The following is a 719-nucleotide window of genomic DNA, read 5'->3' as shown; positions in this document are numbered from 1 at the left end:
GGGGCGAACTATGCGACCACGGACAAAGGGGATGTGCCGAGCATCAGCGAACCGCACAAGGTGTATACCGCCTCGGAAACGTTGGCGTTGCTCAAGAACTACGAGATCAACCACGCGAACTTCTATGATCCGAAGGTGAATCAGGAATACCTGATCAACGACAGATTCCTTCAGAACTGGGAACAACTCGCCTATTACGACCGCAACCTCAATTACGGCAAAACCGATCTGCTGGGTGGTGGGATTGGCGTAGGGCAAGGCATTGCGGCGGCAGTGGCCGAGTCAGCCAAAAACATCTACGGCTTGGGTGAAGGGCTGGTCACGGACTTTAGTGGCACCAGTTCTCGTATCACCAACGGACTGATTCAGAAGGCCAGCAATCCGTACGAAGTCGCACAAGCCTTTGAGAGCGCCAAGCAGGACGCGAAAGTCCAGGCATTTGTTTTGCGCCTGCAAGGCCAGGAACAGGCTGCCCTGCGGGTGGAAATGCAGTGGGAGACCGAGTTCGCCCTGAGCTTTGCGGTGATCAACAAGGCAGGGAAGCTGGGGCAGGTTGCGAAAGCGCTTGGGGAGCGGGAGACGGCTTGGAAGGCGTCGAGCCTGGCTGACAACGCTGGTGGTAAAAATGGGCCACCTGGAAAGAATCCGAATTCGACAAGTGGTATAACGGATGCGGAGGCAGGGATGCCTTATGCGCATTCGGTGGGGGGTGCAAAAGG

At 56.5% G+C, this 719-nt stretch carries 1 protein-coding gene; it reads left to right on the top strand.

The genetic code is table 11. The annotated features are described in order from the left end of the window. A partial coding sequence (locus tag FW760_RS26015) for a hypothetical protein (RefSeq protein ID WP_446444117.1) occupies positions 1-719 on the top strand: 719 nt, incomplete at both ends.

This window comes from Pseudomonas sp. 1176_21 (assembly GCF_052850635.1).
This window is presented reverse-complemented; position numbering and strand designations above follow the sequence as displayed.